This is a genomic window from Arthrobacter oryzae (assembly GCF_031454875.1).
Classification (GTDB): domain Bacteria; phylum Actinomycetota; class Actinomycetes; order Actinomycetales; family Micrococcaceae; genus Arthrobacter; species Arthrobacter oryzae_D.
This window is the reverse complement of sequence record NZ_JAVDRQ010000004.1, coordinates 100,397-113,755: the sequence shown is the minus strand read 5'-3', so window position 1 is coordinate 113,755 and position 13,359 is coordinate 100,397. Positions and strand designations below refer to the sequence as shown.

At 62.8% G+C, this 13,359-nt stretch carries 13 protein-coding genes and 1 pseudogene; 9 read left to right on the top strand and 5 right to left on the bottom strand.

From position 1 onward, the window contains the following. The first annotated feature begins 19 nt into the window (after positions 1-19). From J2805_RS08695 to J2805_RS08680, 4 genes are all read left to right on the top strand, one after another. Positions 20-1,171, top strand: coding sequence for a GGDEF domain-containing protein (locus tag J2805_RS08695; RefSeq protein WP_309975200.1), 1,152 nt, complete (start codon positions 20-22; stop codon positions 1,169-1,171). 92 nt (positions 1,172-1,263) lie between these two features. Then, complete coding sequence (locus J2805_RS08690; RefSeq protein WP_309975198.1) at positions 1,264-1,581, top strand: hypothetical protein; 318 nt, start codon at positions 1,264-1,266, stop codon at positions 1,579-1,581. Between the two features lie 8 nt (positions 1,582-1,589). Continuing rightward, positions 1,590-4,304, top strand: a complete 2,715-nt coding sequence (locus tag J2805_RS08685; protein WP_309975196.1) for a PEP/pyruvate-binding domain-containing protein — start codon at positions 1,590-1,592, stop codon at positions 4,302-4,304. 196 nt (positions 4,305-4,500) lie between these two features. Next, positions 4,501-4,704 carry a cold-shock protein gene (locus tag J2805_RS08680; RefSeq protein ID WP_013599688.1) on the top strand — a complete coding sequence of 68 codons (204 nt, stop codon included), beginning with the start codon at positions 4,501-4,503 and terminating at the stop codon, positions 4,702-4,704. Positions 4,705-4,828: 124 nt separating this feature from the next. On the opposite strand, the pseudogene J2805_RS08675 reads toward J2805_RS08680, so the two are convergent. Continuing rightward, positions 4,829-5,420 (bottom strand): annotated as a pseudogene (locus J2805_RS08675) (recombinase family protein). Positions 5,421-5,605: 185 nt separating this feature from the next. Here J2805_RS08675 and J2805_RS08670 point away from each other — a divergent pair. Together J2805_RS08670 and J2805_RS08665 are read left to right on the top strand one after the other, a co-directional pair. Beyond that, positions 5,606-5,995 (top strand): tautomerase family protein, encoded by a 390-nt coding sequence (locus J2805_RS08670; RefSeq protein ID WP_309975194.1) that lies wholly within the window; start codon positions 5,606-5,608, stop codon positions 5,993-5,995. A gap of 266 nt (positions 5,996-6,261) precedes the next feature. After that, the gene (locus J2805_RS08665) at positions 6,262-6,684 is read left to right on the top strand and encodes a DUF6188 family protein (RefSeq protein WP_309975193.1); all 423 of its coding nucleotides are present in this window, start codon (positions 6,262-6,264) and stop codon (positions 6,682-6,684) included. 325 nt (positions 6,685-7,009) lie between these two features. Here the strand turns inward: J2805_RS08665 and J2805_RS08660 are convergent, their stop codons facing one another. Beyond that, the gene (locus J2805_RS08660) at positions 7,010-7,564 is read right to left on the bottom strand and encodes a suppressor of fused domain protein (protein WP_309975191.1); all 555 of its coding nucleotides are present in this window, start codon (positions 7,562-7,564) and stop codon (positions 7,010-7,012) included. A 234-nt stretch (positions 7,565-7,798) separates the two neighbouring features. After that, positions 7,799-8,200: a type II toxin-antitoxin system VapC family toxin gene (locus J2805_RS08655; RefSeq protein ID WP_309975188.1), complete on the bottom strand. Its 402-nt coding sequence runs from the start codon at positions 8,198-8,200 to the stop codon at positions 7,799-7,801. A 282-nt stretch (positions 8,201-8,482) separates the two neighbouring features. Here J2805_RS08655 and J2805_RS08650 point away from each other — a divergent pair, with 282 nt between their 5' ends. The 3 genes from J2805_RS08650 (at position 8,483) to J2805_RS08640 (ending at position 10,599) form a co-directional block, all read left to right on the top strand. After that, positions 8,483-8,887 carry a VOC family protein gene (locus tag J2805_RS08650; RefSeq protein WP_309975186.1) on the top strand — a complete coding sequence of 135 codons (405 nt, stop codon included), beginning with the start codon at positions 8,483-8,485 and terminating at the stop codon, positions 8,885-8,887. A 169-nt stretch (positions 8,888-9,056) separates the two neighbouring features. Next, a complete protein-coding gene (locus J2805_RS08645; RefSeq protein ID WP_309975184.1) occupies positions 9,057-9,593 on the top strand; it encodes an RNA polymerase sigma factor in 537 nt (178 codons plus the stop codon). Then, positions 9,559-10,599 carry a CU044_5270 family protein gene (locus J2805_RS08640; protein ID WP_309975181.1) on the top strand — a complete coding sequence of 347 codons (1,041 nt, stop codon included), beginning with the start codon at positions 9,559-9,561 and terminating at the stop codon, positions 10,597-10,599. Before J2805_RS08645 ends, J2805_RS08640 begins: the two co-directional genes overlap by 35 nt. Before the next feature lie 839 nt (positions 10,600-11,438). On the opposite strand, the gene J2805_RS08635 is transcribed toward J2805_RS08640, so the two are convergent. Together J2805_RS08635 and J2805_RS08630 are read right to left on the bottom strand one after the other, a co-directional pair. Beyond that, on the bottom strand, positions 11,439-11,870 hold the full coding sequence (locus J2805_RS08635) for a DUF309 domain-containing protein (protein ID WP_309975693.1): 432 nt from the start codon (positions 11,868-11,870) through the stop codon (positions 11,439-11,441). 130 nt (positions 11,871-12,000) lie between these two features. Further along, on the bottom strand, positions 12,001-12,387 hold the full coding sequence (locus tag J2805_RS08630) for a VOC family protein (RefSeq protein WP_309975178.1): 387 nt from the start codon (positions 12,385-12,387) through the stop codon (positions 12,001-12,003). Between the last annotated feature and the right edge of the window lie 972 nt (positions 12,388-13,359).

Genomic DNA, 13,359 nt, shown 5'->3' with positions numbered 1-13,359 from the left:
GGCGCTCTGGGGGAACTGAATGCACCTCGACACCTTAACCCTCAGGGTTGCCTTCGCCGTTGTCGCGTTCACGCTGGCGCTGCTGTTCTACTTCGCGGCGTACCGGAGCACGCGGTCCCCGTACAGTGCGTGGTGGTGCGTCGCCCTGACGCTCTTCCTCGCCGGCTCCGCCTCCTACCTCTTCAACGGGACAGCGCATCAGGTGTGGGCCAACCCGCTGGGAAACTGCCTGCTGGTTGCCGGAGCAACCAGCGTCTGGGCAGGGGCGCGGTCGCTGCGGACCACGAGGCCGCGTTCCTGGCAGCTGGCCGCGGGTCCCGCAATTGTGACAGTGTCATCAGCGCTGGAGGATCCTGCCGTCAATATCTGGTCCGGAGGCGCCGTCTTCCTGGCACTCATGAGCCTGATGTTGGGCTTGGCGTCCCACGAACTTTGGCGGCTGGAGCCGGGCTACTCCAGGGTCCGCATTCCGCTGGCCATAGCGGCCGGGTTCTTCTCCGCCTACTACTTCTGCCGGCTGGTTGTGTACGTCGGCGAAGGCCCGGATGGGCCCGTGTTTGTCGCCTACTTCGGCTCCGCGGTCACCACGCTGGTCACCATGGTGCTGCTGGTGGTGGTCTCCTTCAGCATGGCAGCGCTCAGCAGCGAACAGCAGACCCGCGCCCTCCGCGCGGTGGCCACGCAGGACGGGCTCACCGGGCTGCTCAACCGCTCGGCCTTCATGGAACTGGCCTCCGATGAGCTGCAGCGGCTGCGGCGCACGCAGGCACGCGGCACCCTGATCCTGGCCGACATTGACCACTTCAAGGCGGTCAACGACACGTACGGCCACGCCGCCGGTGACGCAGCCCTGCAGTCGTTCGCCGCCGCCTGCAATGCCACGGTCCGCTCAACAGACCTCGTGGGACGTTACGGCGGCGAGGAGTTCATTTTCCTCCTGCCCGGCGTCACCCCGGACCGGGCCGAGGCCATCACCGCGGAGATCAATCGGCAGCTCAAGGCCGTCCGTGGACCGGGCGGTTCCAGCATGCCCACCGCGAGCTACGGCATTGCCCCCATCGGCCATGGAACGGCCGGCCTTGATGAGCTGATCGCGACGGCGGATGCCGCCCTGTACCAGGCCAAGTCCCTGGGCCGCAACCGCACGGTCCGCGGAATCCACACCCCGTAGTCCGCAAAGTAGGGCATTTCTCCCCTTTGCGCCACCCTGCCGCGGGGTTTAGCGTGAAGCGCGTCAGCATCCACCGCCGTTGAGGAGCCGTCATGGCCGGGTTTGTGCAGATCATCGAATTCAAGACCTCCCGCATCAAGGAGATCGAAGAGCTGGGCCGTCCGTCGAGAACCGAGGGAAGTACGCAGCCAACGTTCCGCCGCATCGTCGCCACGGCGGACAGGGATCACCCAGGGACCTATTTCACCATCGTCGACTTCGATTCCTTTGACTCCGCGATGGAGAATTCGGGCCGTCCGGAAACGTCGGAATTCGCTTCCAAGATGGCGGCCTTGTGCGACGGACCCGTGACCTTCCACAATCTGGATGTCATGTGGGAGGACACCGGCGAGGGCACGGGCAACGGCTAGGAGCGGGCATGGGTTCCCCGAGCCCCGATCCGGTGCCGGGCAGCGCGGCCCAGGACAGCTTCGTTGCGGAGCTTAGCGAACTGGCGTCCGGGTCGCTGGAGCTGGTGGGCGGCAAGGCGCTGAACCTTGCAAAGCTCACCGCTGCGGGCTTTCCGGTTCCCCCCGGCTTCTGCCTGACCACGGCCGCCTACCGGATGGCCGTCCCGGCGGAGCTGGAAGGCGTGGCCTCCCGTTTGGACGGCGCTCCACCGGGCCTGGACGATGTCACGGAAGATATCCGGGACGAGCTGGCTCGGCGTGCCCGGGAATCCGTGGCGGCGGCACCCGTGCCGCCCGGCGTCGACGCCGCCGTCCGCCGGGGATACGGGGCCATGGGCAACGACGTGGCAGTGGCAGTGCGGTCCTCCGCCACCGCCGAGGACCTGCCCTTCGCCAGCTTCGCCGGGCAGCAGGACTCCTTCCTGGACATCGTCGGAGCCGACGCCGTCATTCAGGCCGTCCGGCGCTGCTGGGCCTCGCTCTGGACGGACCGGGCGGTGGCCTACCGCACGGCGAACGGGATCAGCCACCGTGAGGCGGGCCTCGCCGTCGTCGTGCAACAGATGGTCGACGCCGGTACGGCGGGCGTGCTGTTTACCGCCAACCCGGTGACGGGGACGCGGACGGAAACCGTGATCGATGCCAGCCGCGGGCCGGGGCAGGCAGTGGTGTCCGGCGCCGTAAATCCGGACCACTTTGTGGTGGACACGGCCACCGGAAGCATCCTGCAGCCGACGCCGGACCGCGGGGCAACCCTGACCGAGGCCCAGCTTCGCGAACTGACATCCCTCGGCGCTGAGGCCCAGCACCTGTTTGATGCACCCCAGGACGTGGAGTGGGTGATCGACACCCGGGGAAAGGCCTGGCTGACACAGTCGCGGCCCGTCACCACGTTGTATCCGCTGCCGGAGGAGGAAGCGTCCGCGAGCGAGGCAGGCGGTCCGAATGCGGTGGCCGGCACGGACACACGCGTTTACCTGTGCGGCACGCTCCTCCAGGGACTCACCCGGCCCATCACCCCGATGGGCCTTTCGGTCCTGGCCCTTATGCGGGGCAACAAGGGGCCGTGGAAATACACGAACCCCGGGCTGCGGATGTACGTCGACCTGACACCATTCGTGCGCAGCAAATCCGGCCGCCGGACACTGTTGCGGATGCTTACTCTGGCGGACGGAAGGTCCGCGGCCGTTTTTCCCGCGCTCCTGGAAGACCCGCGCTTCAGCATTGTGCGGCGCCCCCGGAGAGAGAGGCGCAGACAGGGGGACGGCGACGGCGCTCCGGACCCCGACCGAACAGGAAGACAGGGTCCGGACGGAATCCAGAACCTCGCCATGACTGCACGGCTGGTCCCGGCAGTGCTGCGTGCCCTCCTGTGGCCGGACGCGGAACTGCGCCGGGCACGGCACTATCAAAAGCGCCTCGAAGCCCGGCTGGCGCTCCCGCTCCCGGCCACTCCGGCAAGGCGGCTCCAGCACGCGGAGGATGTCCTGGGAACCACTGTCAGCGGGCTGATTCAGGCAACGCTGCCAAGCCCCGCCGCCGGATACTTGATGCTGGCCGCGGCCCGCAGGCTGCTCCGAGGCATTGCCAAGCCGCGGGAACTGGAGGCAGTTTTGCGGGGTCTTCCGCACAACGTGACCACAATTATGGACCTCGAATTGTGGCACCTGGCCGTTTCCCTGGGCCGGGTTCCGGAGGCGCGCAGGCTGTTCACGGAACACCGCCCCGAGGACCTGGCGGCACGCTACCACGCGGGCACCTTGCCGGCCGTTGCCCAGGCAGGGCTGCGGAAGTTCCTGTCCAAGTACGGGCACCGGGCCGTCGCGGAAATCGACTTGGGGATGCCGAGGTGGTCCGAGGAGCCGGACCACCTCTTTGGCATGATCTCGAACTATCTCCGCGTGCAGGATCCCCGGCAGGCTCCCGACCGCCAGTTTGCCAAGGCCGCCGACGACGCCGAGGCCAGGATCAGCGACCTGGTTGAACGTGCACGCGCCAAAAGCCGGCTGCGGGCACGTCTGGTGGAGCTCTGCCTGCGCCGGACCCGGCAGCTGGCCGGCATGAGGGAATTTCCGAAGTTCTGCATCGTGATGGTGTTGGCGGAGATGCACCGCCAGCTCGCGGCCGTCGGCGCCGACCTGACAAAGACCAGAACCATCGCCGCAGCCGGCGACGCGTTCTTCCTGGACTTCGATGAGCTGCGCGTCGGCCTCCGGGGCGCCGACCTGAAGGCAATCGTCGCCGGACGCCGCGGGACGTACGACGTCGAACTCCGGCGACGGCGAATTCCGCGCCTGCTGCTCTCGGACGGCACCGACGTCGAGGCTGCCGTACTGGCGAAGAACGCCGCGCTGGCCCCGCCAGACGAGGCGGACCGGCTGGCGGGGACGCCGGCCTCCGCCGGCACGGCGACCGGGAAAGTCAGGGTGGTCATGGATCCGGTGGGCGCCCGCCTGGAGCCGGGGGAAATCCTGGTGGCCCCGTCGACCGATCCCGGCTGGACGCCGCTTTTCATGACGGCCGGGGCGCTGGTGATGGAGATGGGCGGAGTCATTTCCCATGGAGCAGTGGTCGCACGCGAATACGGAATCCCCGCCGTCGTCGGTGTTCCCGATGCCACGGCACGGCTCCGCGATGGCCAGACGGTCACGGTGGACGGGGCAGCCGGAACCGTCACTTGGTGAGCGAATTTCCCGCCTACTTTGCGGGGTACGCGGGCACATTCTTGGCACCCTGGCCAGACTTATAGTGCCTTAAGAGGACTTATACCCTTGCAAGCAGCGCCGAGGCCCCGTACGTTGGGGACAGCGGGGGACGTTCTCCGCACCGCGGGCCACTGTGTCTGCGGAGAGAATCAGAGTCACATGAAGGAATGCAGCCATGGCAACAGGCACAGTTAAATGGTTCAACGCCGAAAAGGGTTTTGGCTTCATTGCCCCCGACGACGGGTCCGCTGACGTTTTCGCCCACTATTCGGCAATCGCCAGCAGCGGATACCGCTCACTGGATGAGAACCAGAAGGTCGAATTCGATGTGACCCAGGGCCCCAAGGGCCCGCAGGCAGAGAACATCCGCCCTCTCTAAAGGCTTAGGGTAAGGTTCCGGCGCCCAGCCGGTCCTCCCCGTACCGACAACGGCCCCTCCGAACCGAATGGTTCGGAGGGGCCGTTGTTGTTGCCGACCGGCGGGAGGCCATGGGCGGCACACCTCAACGGTGCAGGCCCGGCTTGTGCCGTGCGCGCTGCACTGCCCGGTATACCGTAGATCTTGCGACGGAAAAGAGTTCTGCGAGTTCGCCAGTGGTGTGCTCGCCGGCGTCGTGCAGTTTGACCAGGTGGGCCTCCTGCGTGGGAGACAGCTTCGGTTTCTTGCCCGTAGTCTGCCCTTGGCTTTTGCGATCTTCATGCCCTCGCGGGTCCGTGCCCGGATCAGGTCGCTCTCGAATTCCGCCACCATAGCCAGAACGTTGAACAGCAGTTTCCCGATGGGGTCGGTGGGATCGTGCACCGAGCCCCCGATGCTGAGTTTCACGTTGCGCTGAGCAAGCTCGTCAACAATTTCGTGGGCGTCCCGCACGGACCTGGCCAGGCGGTCCAGTTTGGTTACAACGAACGTATCGCCATCCCGGCACGCCGCCATCGCTTCACGAAGGCCGGGCGGTTCCTGTCAGTGCCGGTCAGGCCGTGATCCACGTAGATCCTGTCCGGAGTGATCCCCAGGGCTGACAGTGCGTCGCGCTGCGCCGTGAGGTCCTGTTGCTCCGTGGACACACGCGCGTAGCCGACCAGCAAAGCGGTCATGCGCAAGAGTCTGCCACGCGGCTCTTAGGTGGACCAGATGTGCAACCGTCACCGGGCAATTCACCGGACGGGTCTTACGGTGGGGCTGGCATGCAAGGGCACGTTTGTGCTGGTGGGCGGAGGGTTTGTCCGGAAAAGGACCGTCTTACGGGCAGCCACGATCTCGCTTCGGGTATCGTGCTCCCATGGCACAAATCATCGTTTATGGGCATCGAGAGAGCCTCGGCCGGCGGCGGACATCACTGAAAAAAGCGATTCATGGAGCGGTCATGGCCGCCCTCGAATATCCAGCGGACAAGTGCTTCCAACGCTTTATCGCTCTTGACGATGAGGACTTCATCCATCCCGAAGATCGCGGCGCCGACTATACGATTATCGAAATCTCCATGTTCGAGGGTCGATCAGACGATGCGAAACGCACGCTGATCGCAGAGCTATTCCACCGCGTTGACGTAGAAGCGGGAATCGCGCCGCACAGTCTTGAGATCACTATCACTGAGACCCCAAAAGTAAATTGGGGCATCAGAGGAGCCAACGCAGCTGACCTCACTCTTGGGTACACGGTTGAGGTCTGACCGGTCGAAAAGCGTCCTCTGATCCACCGTCTTGCGGGCGCACTCTTCCGCAACCCGCTACTATCTGGTACCGGAGTTATGCCGTCGTACTTTCCTGAACGACCCGAAGGCTCCGCCACATTCGGCCGGTAACTTCGTTCCTCATCGAGGCAGGTGCCGCTGAGGGATCTCCCACGCGCGTCAAATGCTGTGGTGATAGTTCTGGGTGGCATGACCATTGGGGCAAAGATAGAGATGAACGCAGGGGAAAGTGAGTCGTGGTCTATGTGCCGGCATCCATGAGTGGAGCTCAAAGATTTGAGGGTTACTGGCTTCTCGATTTGAGTGGGCAACTCATCCTGCAACTCGTCCTGGATTTCCAAGTAACTCTGGTTCTCGAACACTTCAGAATCACCATCGAAGGGAGCTTCGTTCTTGAACATCCCGATGGCACTTCACATGTAGTCGAGCCCGGCGGCGATTTCGACCAACTCAGCCCCGTTCTTCCGCTCTCGCGCTCCAAGGTCGTTGCTGAGGGAAGAGCGTTCGACGACGGTCGGCTTGAAGTCGTCATACAGGACGGCTGCCGCCTGAGTGTGGTGCCCGAGCCCGAGTTGGCGTACGAATCATGGAACATCACGGGGCCAGACGGGCTACTGATCGTGTCTATGCCTGGAGGTGAGCTGGCCGTTTGGGGCACCAGCCAATGACCTGGTTACCGCCTGCGCGCCCGTTGGAGGATCCCTTTGCGGCTGCGGTTGCGGCGACTCACCGGGCCAAGAATCGGCCTTGCCCCTGACGCGTTCTGAGATCAATCGGGTAGCCGACCAGTGCCAGCATGCTTTCGCTTTGCCAAAGGTTGGCTATTCCGTCAATGTCCGGAACGCTTGGCTCATCTTCCGCTATCAATAGCATGAGGGCATTCGGACATGAACTGGTGGTTTTGAATAGGTGGCTCATGTTCAGTGGCTCTGTTGCAGGTGTGAGTGGGTTCGCCGGTCTAGTATCGCCAGAGGTGGCACTATTCTGCGGCCGTCAACCTTCACGCAAAGGCACGAGGAAGGCCCCGGTTAAGGTCAGAGAGTATTGGTCCTTCCTCCTCCCACAGGTCAAAAGCCCGTCCAAGCCGTATTCCTTAAGATGGCGGGCCTCTTCCGTAAAAACGGGGATCGCGTCCAGGAAGATGACGTGATTGCCATTTTCCAACGACAGCGTCGGGATGAAATCGTCAGTTCTTTCGAGCATCAGCCATGACTTGAACGGGAGCCCGTCGATGATGCCAGCATCCGCATATGTCACTAAGTGACCATGTTCCACGAAGGTTTCATCGGAAATCAGGTCGTTGGCCATCATGGCAAAGGCCCCTCGGAATTCGTCCGTTCCTGCTGAGACCCCGGCGAAGAGTTCGAATCCGTGTTCCTTGCTCAACCTTCCGTGTATCAGCGCATGGAGCCCTACTGTCGCGTACATATGCACACCCAGGCGCGATGTTCCTTTGGGCCATTCGAGTACGCCTATCGTGCCGGGCTTGTCGACGAATCGCATGTATTGCGGTTCGCCGCCGAAATATTCCTGGAAGTGCGCTTCCACGGCATCTATGCTGTCCAATCCATTACCCCCGTTTATCATCGATCAGCCTTTAGCCTAAAGCTCCGAAGTGAAGAGCGAGCCTCCTCGGCTCAGCTTCAGCTAGTGGGTTCGGAGGCTCCGGCTTCCACTCGATCAAGCCACGCCGAGTCGTCAGAGACAAAGATTTGGCCTTGTCCTCCCCAATTCCTCAGCAGTCGTCCCGTTGAAGGTTCCGCTTGAGAACGCTCATTGACGTCAGCTTGCAGTGAGCGCGTCGATATTCGCGAGCGGCACGACCCCTTTGGCCTTCATCGCCAGCGCGGGGTCGACGGTGACCAGGGCGTCGGCCTGGAGCTCGGTGACGGCCAGGTATTCGGCGTCATACGTTGTTTCCCAGCCCTGCTCGCGCGCGATCCTCCACGCTGTACGGCGTGACACCCGGTCACCGAGCAGCCGCATCTTGAGTTCGGTGAGGCGCTGGTGATGCTGGAGCGCCAGATCCTCGGTGAGGTCACCGTTGTGCACTGCCTCAAAAAGCAGGGAAAGTGCCTGCGAGCGGATGAGGTTCGGGGCGACGATCTGATGTTGAGGGCTGGGCTGGATGCCATTGGCAACGATGTGCAGGAGCGTAGGTGCGTCGATCACGTAACGGGTCATGTCGGAACCCTACGCGCGTCCGATCCGACCGACCATGCGTTGCTCATCGTGACCCCACGCCGATACTCTCTGCAATGCGCTTCATTCACGACCACCAGCAGGACTTCAACGCACCCGCACCGACGAAGGACCGCTGAAGGTTCGCCTTCCGACGGCGTCTTTCCCGGCGGTCCCAGTGCAGACGACTTCTGACATTCCGTGCAGACGACCCCTGCAACCGTCCCACTTCCTTGGCATCGGGACGGTTCGATAGCCGGGATTGCCGCGTGTAAGACTCGGAAGATGACTGCAAACAGCGTGGGCGCTCTGCACCACATTGAGCTCTGGGTACCAAACTTCACCAGGGCTGATAACGAATGGGGTTGGCTACTATCGCGACTTGGCTACCAGACGTACCAAGAATGGCCTAACGGGCGCAGCTGGCGGCGGGGGCCAACGTACATCGTGCTCGAGGAATCTCCGGACCTATCCAGCAGGGTCCATGAACGGATCTCCCCCGGCCTGAATCACCTTGCCTTTCGTGCGGGCACAGAGGCACAAGTCGATGCCCTCGCCCAGGAAGCCGTGGCCAGTGGCTGGGAAGCCCTATTTCAGGACAAGTACCCGCACGCCGGCGGGCCGGGTCACTATGCCGCTTACATCGCAAACTCCTACGGTTTCGAAGTCGAACTAGTCGCCACGGAATGATGACTTCCGGGTACAGGAGTATGCACGAGCAAGAGGAATCTGCACGAAGGGATAACGCGAAGAGGGGACGCTCCGTGAACCCTTTTGCGTGCAGTGGGCAATACATAGTGTGAGCACAGATAGAGACATCATCAGGCGGTCCCGCGACAGCCCCGCAGCCTTCGGGGAGTTGTACGACAGACACGCGTCAATCATCTATAGGTACGCCGCCAGGAGGGCTGGCGACTTCGCTGCCGATGACGTCACCTCTGAGACTTTTCTGGTCGCTTGGGAGCAACTGGAAAACTACGATCTCGACAGAGACGATGCCCGGCCGTGGCTGTTCGGCATCGCAACCAATCTGCTCCGTCGTCATCACCGGGCAGAAGCAAAGATGCTGAAAACCGCCGCAAAAGCGGCGTCAAGGGAAGCTCTGAGCGATGATTCGGACCGGATAGCCGCTCAAGTCGACGCCGCTGTGGCAACCGGCCGCATAGCCCGCACCCTCAAGAGCATGGCAGCCATCGACCGCGAAACGCTGCTGCTCTATGCCTGGGCCGACCTGACCTATGAAGGCATCGCGCTAGCGATGGACGTTCCGGTGGGCACCGTGCGGTCCCGTCTGAACCGTGCCCGGCGCGCACTGCGAACCGAGCTCGACCTCGAATTACTTGATGAAACGGAGAAGGATCATGGACGACTTGCAGCTGCTCCGCGGAATGCGTAGCGACATCGGCTCCGCCCCGCCGGCCACACTGGATCGCGGCCGCGAGAAAGTCATGACCAAGATCGACCCGGCTACCAGCTCTGGTGCGGCAAGGCCGGCCACGAACGAGACGGGCACCGTCAGCCCCATCCGCTTCCGGCGCCGTCTCCTGTTGGTTTCGGCAGCTGCAGCCCTGCTTGTCGGCGGGATCGTCGTAGCTGACGTTGTCAGACCTGCTGCCCCGGGGGCCACCGCCGCAGCGGCGGAGGTGTTGAACGACGCAGCGGCACTAACCATCCAAACAGCTGACCCGATAGTGAATCCAGGGCAGTACCTGAAGATTCAAAGCACGAACCTATGGGGCTCCACTGCAGTCGACGAGAGCGGTAAGGAGTATCAGTGGTTGGATACGGAAAAGATGACAATGTACATCCCGGCCAACCGGACCGAGGAATGGGTATGGGAGCGCTCAGGCCGTATCCCGACGACGTTCTTTGATGAGGCATCCAAGGAATACGCAGAACGCACCCAAGCCAGCGGTCCGGAAGCGTACGTACTGCGGGGCGCAAATGGAGCCTTCTACGGACCCGGGAGCGAGTCCTCATTCCCTGCACCCAGCTACCTGGACTCCCTGCCGCGTGAACCCCGGCTGCTCCTAGACGACATCTATCAAAAGACAGACGAAAAGGGTCAGTCGGTTGACGGCGAGGCCTTGGTCTTCATCGCCGACCTCCTACGCACTGGCGTCGTTCCAGGCGAACTCCGGGCCGCGTTGTATAAGGCCGCGGCACTAATACCAGGAGTAACAGTGACCGATGAACAGGCCACCCTCGACGGCCGCAAAGGCATTGCCATCGGCCGCATCGAAGACTACTCACATTTCCGTCATGACATCATCATTGACCCCAAGAACGGGATGCCCATCGGGGAACGCCAGGTGATCACCGAACCCCGAGGAACAATGCCGGCTGGAACCGCGACCACCTGGACCACGGTAGAAACCTCAGTCGCAGACACCGCACCGTAGGAAAATGCCCGCCGTCCCTAGGGACGGCGGGCATTTCAGCGCGTTTCGTGAGTCCCCTGCGTATTGCTAGACGAGGGCCAGTTCCCAGGTTGTTTGGCTTCGGAGGAGATAGTCAGTGGCAGCACGCCAGTGCTCGCCGTGGCCATTGACGTACATATCGGCCCATGGCTGGACAGCGGGCATCCAGGGCGATAGGTTTTGGGATTCCGGGCCCAGCGGACCGAACCCCGATTCTTGCCCCGGTCTAGTGCTACGCCCAGCGATTCCCTTGGTTGGATCCGGCTTCATGGTCACCACTCCCGCCTGAGAATATGCCTCAGGCTACGCGCAAGCACGACCCTTCGCATTGTCATCGTTCCTTGCTCACCAGGCCGTGACAAGTGCCCGGCAAAGGTAGCTTTCCCTGTGAACTGCCCAGCTCTCGCAACTTTTGGTCCCGCGTCTGAAACGGCCCAATTTTCGGTCCCATCAGGGTTCCCTTTCGGTCCCGTGCTGACTTAGGTCGGGCACGTGAACCCTGGTGTTACTCTGAACCTGTGGCCGCCCAGCCGGTAAGGGGAATCACGGGTTGTTAGCGAAAGCGAAACAAGAAGGGCTGGAAGTAGACCCCGGAGTCTCACCGCCTCACGTTCGTTGGTTAAGTGGCCTGCATACTCTCGTAAGAGGACAGTCAGGCGCACGGATGTAACCCGTTGTACCGGACCCACAGAATAGTTACTGCACCAGCAGCGTCCCGCAGGGCGTTTCCCTCATGGGACAAGTTGATGGTGAAGCAAGCTCTCAGCAGCCTCCCGGAAATAATGCCTCCGCCGCCGGCCGCGAGGATGCTGGTCGCGAGCTTAGCGGCCGGTGCCCATACGATCACGCGCGCAACTCACAACGGCGGACAAATCGAGCCCGTAGGTCGGCCCTTCGCCTGAACCGTACTCCGCGAGTCGGGCCGCACCGCGCTCGAAGAGCCGGAGCGCGCCAACGCTGTTCCCCCGGGCGGCGTGGGTGAGCCCGACGCAGATCTGGGCGAGACCTTGCCAAAGGTCTCGTTCTTGGGCCGGCCCAGCTTTCCACCGGGCTTCAAGTACCTCGTGCGCGGCGAAAGGCCGGCCCGCTTCCACCAGGCTTCGGGCCGAGACCAACGTCTCCACCGGCGGCAGCGGCTCCTCGGAGACCGGCTCCACGCCAGCGCTTCCGTACGGCAGCGGCCGTCCAAGAGCGTCACGTGGCCGGGCCTGCCGCGGGCGCCTTGAAGCATCCCGATCCCTGCCGCCGGTCATTGCAGTTTCCGCTCTGAGCATCCGTGGACCTTACCAACCTTCATCTGCCCAATGCTACGGCTCAGCCCTTCGCACTTCCGTTCCACTGCAAAGGATGCCGTCGGGAGGGCGGCCGCGAGAGAAGAAGTGATCACCGCTGGTCGCGCCGCAGGGGGTGGTCCTTCGGAACCTCAACGATCACGATGCGGACTCCGTCGGGGTCCGCGATCCACATCTCCACCAACCCCCACGGCTCCTGCTGCGGCTTGCGGATCACAGGTACGCCGGCTGCCAGGAGCCGATCGTGCTCGAGCTGCACGTCGCGAACCTGCATCCAGATCGCCAAGGCGCTGCCCTGCGGATCAGTCGACCGTCCACTGACCTCGAGAAAACCGTTTCCCAGGAAGAACACCAGGCCCGGCGCATCACGACTCCCGAACTCTCGGTAGATCGCCAAGCCCAACGTGTCCCGATAAAACCGGTGGCTCCGCTCAGGTTCGAACGGATGAAGCAGGATGCGGCTCCCAATGACTTCCATGTTCTCCATCCTGCCCTCGAGCCAGGCACTTCGCTCGGTCCGCGTGCTTTGAATTCTTGGTATTGCGTTCAGGGATCCGCAAACTGGACGGAAATGCCCTAACGACTGCCGGTCGTGCAAAGGACGTTCAGTTGAGTGGGTCACCCGTTGGGCGTGGGAGCAGTGAGCAGCCGGGCACTCCTCGACCTACAGGCCAGAAGATTCACCAGAGACCAGCGTCAGACGCTTCCCGTGCAGATGAACTTAAATCGAGGTTGCGCGATGGGCGCTGAACTGGTCGCGACGATCGCATACTCTGAGCATCTCGGGGGCCATCGAGCCTGCGGCTCAAGCCGCTACTGTGAATTCATGTCACCTACGGCCGTACCTGAGTCCCGTCCCGTCTGGCGCAGAACCGTGGGCGCGGCATTCGTGGGCGCGGCATTCGTGTCCGGCGCCTCTCTGTGGCTTACTTGGACCGCTCAACAATTGCCGACAATTTGCCCGGCAATCTACCCTGCGCCGGCCAGCTGCGCTCCGGATGCCCGCTTCAGTCCCGCAATTTGGGGAACCCTTGTCATTGTTGGGCTATTCGCTGCGTTAGTAGCAGCGGCTGCCACGATTCATCATCAGAGGAAGATACTGGTCCTTCGAAGCCTCATGGCCGCGCTCGGTATCGCCGCAATTATTGTTCCCCTCTGGACGCTGGTTTCATCCGGCCTCAGCTTGTGACTCCATAGGCATGTACGTCCCCCTATCGGCGGGCGGCTTCTCTTTCGCCCTCCCGTTTTGGCGGACGTTTCTCCAGACGATGCAAGCGGCAAGTGCAATCGGCACTGCCAGAATGCCAGCCAAGGCAATCAAGGTATGGTGTCGTTCTCCTCGTGCTCTCATTCTTCGTATAGCAGCGTTGGGAATTCTGGTTCGAATCGGTCAACAGCCGAACCCTGACCGGGCGGAAATCGGCTCTCCGAGGGGCGCCCCGATCCACGC

Excerpts from the sequence above, each read along its gene's own strand:
- J2805_RS08695 (WP_309975200.1), top strand. The coding sequence starts at position 20 with ATGCACCTCGACACCTTAACCCTCAGGGTTGCCTTCGCCGTTGTCGCG.
- J2805_RS08690 (WP_309975198.1), top strand. The coding sequence starts at position 1,264 with ATGGCCGGGTTTGTGCAGATCATCGAATTCAAGACCTCCCGCATCAAG.
- J2805_RS08685 (WP_309975196.1), top strand. The coding sequence starts at position 1,590 with ATGGGTTCCCCGAGCCCCGATCCGGTGCCGGGCAGCGCGGCCCAGGAC.
- J2805_RS08680 (WP_013599688.1), top strand. The coding sequence starts at position 4,501 with ATGGCAACAGGCACAGTTAAATGGTTCAACGCCGAAAAGGGTTTTGGC.
- J2805_RS08670 (WP_309975194.1), top strand. The coding sequence starts at position 5,606 with ATGGCACAAATCATCGTTTATGGGCATCGAGAGAGCCTCGGCCGGCGG.
- J2805_RS08655 (WP_309975188.1), bottom strand. The coding sequence starts at position 8,200 with ATGACCCGTTACGTGATCGACGCACCTACGCTCCTGCACATCGTTGCC.
- J2805_RS08650 (WP_309975186.1), top strand. The coding sequence starts at position 8,483 with ATGACTGCAAACAGCGTGGGCGCTCTGCACCACATTGAGCTCTGGGTA.
- J2805_RS08640 (WP_309975181.1), top strand. The coding sequence starts at position 9,559 with ATGGACGACTTGCAGCTGCTCCGCGGAATGCGTAGCGACATCGGCTCC.
- J2805_RS08635 (WP_309975693.1), bottom strand. The coding sequence starts at position 11,870 with ATGACCGGCGGCAGGGATCGGGATGCTTCAAGGCGCCCGCGGCAGGCC.
- J2805_RS08630 (WP_309975178.1), bottom strand. The coding sequence starts at position 12,387 with ATGGAAGTCATTGGGAGCCGCATCCTGCTTCATCCGTTCGAACCTGAG.